Annotated in this window: 3 protein-coding genes and 1 pseudogene; 2 read left to right on the top strand and 2 right to left on the bottom strand. The window is 62.3% G+C overall.

Annotated features, from left to right (window positions below):
• Both EN969_RS20680 and EN969_RS20675 read right to left on the bottom strand, forming a co-directional pair.
• Nucleotides 1–343, bottom strand: a pseudogene (locus EN969_RS20680) (hypothetical protein); the annotation flags it as partial.
• Nucleotides 344–446: 103 nt separating this feature from the next.
• Nucleotides 447–716, bottom strand: a complete 270-nt coding sequence (locus tag EN969_RS20675) for a hypothetical protein (RefSeq protein WP_127423385.1) — start codon at nucleotides 714–716, stop codon at nucleotides 447–449.
• Between EN969_RS20675 and parC the strand changes: the two genes are divergently transcribed.
• A complete protein-coding gene (gene parC, locus EN969_RS20670; RefSeq protein WP_063167754.1) occupies nucleotides 672–2,924 on the top strand; it encodes a DNA topoisomerase IV subunit A in 2,253 nt (750 codons plus the stop codon). The genes EN969_RS20675 and parC overlap by 45 nt on opposite strands.
• 272 nt (nucleotides 2,925–3,196) lie before the next feature.
• Nucleotides 3,197–3,872, top strand: a 676-nt coding sequence (locus EN969_RS20665) for an AI-2E family transporter (RefSeq protein WP_127419353.1), incomplete at its 3' end; no start/stop codon positions are given.

The raw sequence follows: 3,872 nt of genomic DNA, 5'->3' as shown, positions 1-3,872 counted from the left end.
GGCTGAGGTCGAGGGTGACGCCGTCCTTGCTGTGTGTGAAGGCAGCCGTTGATACGGTGGCGATGTCATAGCCGCCATTTGCCTCGGTCACGCCTTCGAGTTTGACGTCGCCGATGGGAAGCGCTTCCTTCTCCGCCGCCGGTTTGATGGCAACGCCCTGCAGCACCATGCTGGTGTTGTCGCCGGTCACCCCGGTCCAGGTGATGTCGACACCTTGTGCGACAAGCGCTGCCTTCAGCCGGTCGGCCACTGCCGTATCCTGTGCGAGGGCCGCATTCAGCGGCAGCGTGAGCAAGAAGGTCGAAAAAGCCAGTTTCTTGAGAATTGAGCGTTTGATTGTCATCGCAAGGTCCCTGAGAGTGTCCTGAAATTGTTTTTTCAATTATTTGCGCCATCACCATTCCGTGACGAACTGGACCGGAAAAAGGCGTGTCCCGGCACATTGGTCAAAAATCGCGGTGAAAGGCAAACCCGATCCCACCGTCTTTGCGCAAACCGGTGAATTTGTCATGAAGAGCCGATAGCCGGATATCGTCGCGCTTGGCGATAGAGCCCGCATGTAACAGGCTGATGTTGGCCGACATCCGCTGGGGTATGGTTTCATGTTGCAGAAAGGCCGGTATCTCCGTCGGGCTCTTGCCGCGAATCACCCGCTCGGCTAGTCCGAGCCCATGGGAAAAAGGCTTTTGCCGCCTGAAAATGGCGGTGGCGATCACATCGAGCCGGTCGATCTGAAGAAGGCGCTGGAAGAGCGCTATCTGGCCTATGCGCTGTCGACCATCATGCACCGGGCGCTGCCCGATGTGCGCGACGGACTGAAGCCGGTCCATCGCCGCATCATGCACGCCATGCGCCTGCTGCGGCTCAACCCCGATCAGGGCTTTGCCAAATGCGCCCGCATCGTCGGCGAGGTGATGGGCAAGTTCCACCCGCATGGCGACCAGTCGATCTATGACGCGCTGGTGCGGTTGGCGCAGGATTTCTCGATGCGTTATCCCCTGGTCGACGGGCAGGGCAATTTCGGTAACATCGACGGTGATAACGCCGCCGCCATGCGCTACACCGAAGCGCGCATGACCGATGTGGCGACCGAACTTTTGTCCGGCATCACCGAGGATGCCGTCGATTATCGGCCGACCTACAATGAAGAAGACGAGGAGCCGGTGGTTTTGCCCGGCGCCTTTCCCAACCTTTTGGCCAACGGCTCGTCCGGCATCGCGGTGGGCATGGCGACATCGATCCCGCCCCACAACGCCGCCGAGCTTTGCGATGCCGCACTTCACCTGATCGAAAACCGGGACGCGCCGGTGGCGAAGCTGATGGACTTTGTCCAGGGGCCGGATTTCCCGACCGGCGGCATCATCGTCGACAGCCGCGCCTCGATCCTCGAAGCCTACGAAACCGGTCGCGGTGGCTTTCGCGTGCGCTCGAAGTGGTTCCAGGAGGACCAGGGCAGGGGCACCTGGAGCATCGTTGTCACCGAAATCCCGTACGGCGTGCAGAAGGCGCGGCTGATCGAGAAGATCGCCGAGCTGCTGATGGCGCGCAAGCTGCCGCTGCTCGAGGACATCAGGGACGAAAGCGCCGAGGACGTCCGCGTCGTGCTGGTGCCGAAGAGCCGTTCGGTCGACCCCGGCATCCTGATGGAATCGCTGTTCAAGCTGACCGAGCTCGAAAGCCGCTTCCCGCTCAACATGAATGTGCTGTCGCGCGGCAAGGTGCCCAACGTGCTGTCGCTGAAGGGCGTGCTGCAGGAGTGGCTCGAGCACCGCCGCGAGGTTTTGGTCCGCCGCTCGAAACATCGCCTCGGCGAAATCGAAAGACGGTTGGAGATACTTGCCGGCTACCTGATCGCCTACCTCAACATCGACGAGGTGATCAGGATCATCCGCGAGGAGGATGAGCCAAAGCAGGTCATGATGGCCCGCTGGTCGCTCACCGACACCCAGGCCGAAGCCATCCTCAACATGCGGCTGCGCGCTCTGCGCAAGCTTGAAGAATTCGAGATCCGCAAGGAATTCGACGGCCTGAGCGCGGAGAAAAAGCAGATCGAGGCACTGCTTGCTTCAAACGAGAAGCAGTGGGCGACGATCAAGTGGGAAGTCACCAACATCCGCGACAAGTTCGGTCCGGAGACCGAGCTCGGCAAGCGCCGCACCCAGTTCGCCGACGCGCCCGAGCATGATCTGACCGACATCGCCCATGCCATGATCGAGCGCGAGCCGGTCACCGTCGTCGTCTCGGAAAAGGGCTGGCTGCGGGCGATGAAGGGGCATCTGGCCGATCTCTCGACGCTGACCTTCAAAGAGGGCGACAGCCTCAAGCTCGCCTTCCATGCGCAGACCACTGACAAGGTGCTGGTCTTCGCCACCGGGGGCAAGTTCTACACCATCGGCGCCGACCGGCTGCCTGGCGGGCGCGGCCATGGCGAGCCGATCCGCATCATCGTCGATATGGACAATGACCAGGACATCGTCACCGCCTTCGTTCACGATCCGAAGCGCAAGCTGCTGCTGGCCTCGCACGACGCCAACGGTTTTATCGTGCCGGAGGAGGAAGTCGTTGCCAACACCCGCAAGGGCAAGCAGGTGATGAACGTCAAGGCGCCGGACGAAGCCAAGCGCTGCATCCCGGTCACCGGCGACCATCTCGCCATCGTCGGCGAGAATCGCAAAATGCTGGTGTTCGCGCTCGCAGAGATTCCGGAGATGGGCCGCGGCAAGGGCGTGCGCCTGCAGAAATACAAGGATGGCGGCCTTCTCGATCTCAAGCCGTTCACGCTGGAGAGCGGCCTCTCCTGGCAGGATTCAGCCGACCGCACCTTCACAAGGTCGCGCGAGGAACTGGCTGAATGGATCGGCGCCCGTGCCTCGGCCGGACGCATGGTGCCGAAGGGATTCCCGAGGACGGGGAAATTTGGGTAGCGAGTGAAGCTGCCGATCCCCCCTCGTGGGGGAGATGCCCGGCAGGGAGAGGGGGGCGCTGTCCCGCCGACGGTCGAGTTCACAGATACTCGATTGGTTTGCGGCTCACGGTCCAAATCCAAGGCCGCGATCCTTCACACCCCCCTCTGTCCTGCCGGGCCTCCCCCACGAGGGGGGAGATTGGCAGCTTCACCATCTCATTTGGACTATCGTCACGATTGCTGCACTATATCAGTGCATAGACAGGAGGGGTGTTTGGGAGAGCCAGGCGTTTGAAGGAAGCAAGAATCCAGAAACCGGAACGGCAGCAGCGCCTCTTCGGCCTGTCGACGCCGCTCAGGGCAGCCGTCATCCCGCCGCTGTCGGCGGCACGCTGGCTGCTGGTGCTGATCGTTGCCGCCGGCGTCTATTTCTTCCACGGCTTCCTGTTTCCGGTGCTGGCGGCGCTCGTCATCGCTTTCGCCAGCTGGCCGCTCTACCGCCGCCTGCTTGTCGCGGTCGGCGGCAACCGCACCATCGCCGCGACCTTCGCCATCCTGTTCATCCTCGCCTTCCTGGTGATCCCGATCGCGCTCGCCGGCACCTATGCGATCAACGAGGTCCGCGAATGGGTCGCCTGGGCGATCGAGACCAACCGCCACGGCGCGGTGACGCCACACTGGATCGCCACCATGCCTGTCGTGGGCGAGTGGCTGAACGAACAGTGGACCACCAATTTCGGCCATCCCGGCGGCATTGGTGAGCTGATCCAGCTGGTCAGCGGCGCTAATATCGGCAGCATCTATCGCGGCGTGCTGGCCGCAGGCGGCAGTGCTTTCGGCCTGCTGTTGACGCTGCTGTTCATGATGATCGCGCTGTTCTTCGCCTATCGCGACGGCGAGCACTTTGCGGGCCAGGTCGACCGTCTCGGCGAGCGCATCCTGCAGACCAGATGGGAGCGGATTTCGC

Origin of the sequence: Mesorhizobium sp. M7A.F.Ca.CA.003.01.2.1, from assembly GCF_003998945.1 — a bacterium.
GTDB lineage: Bacteria > Pseudomonadota > Alphaproteobacteria > Rhizobiales > Rhizobiaceae > Mesorhizobium > Mesorhizobium ciceri.
The sequence above is the reverse complement of the archived record's forward strand: the minus strand, read 5'-3'. Positions and strand labels throughout refer to the sequence as shown.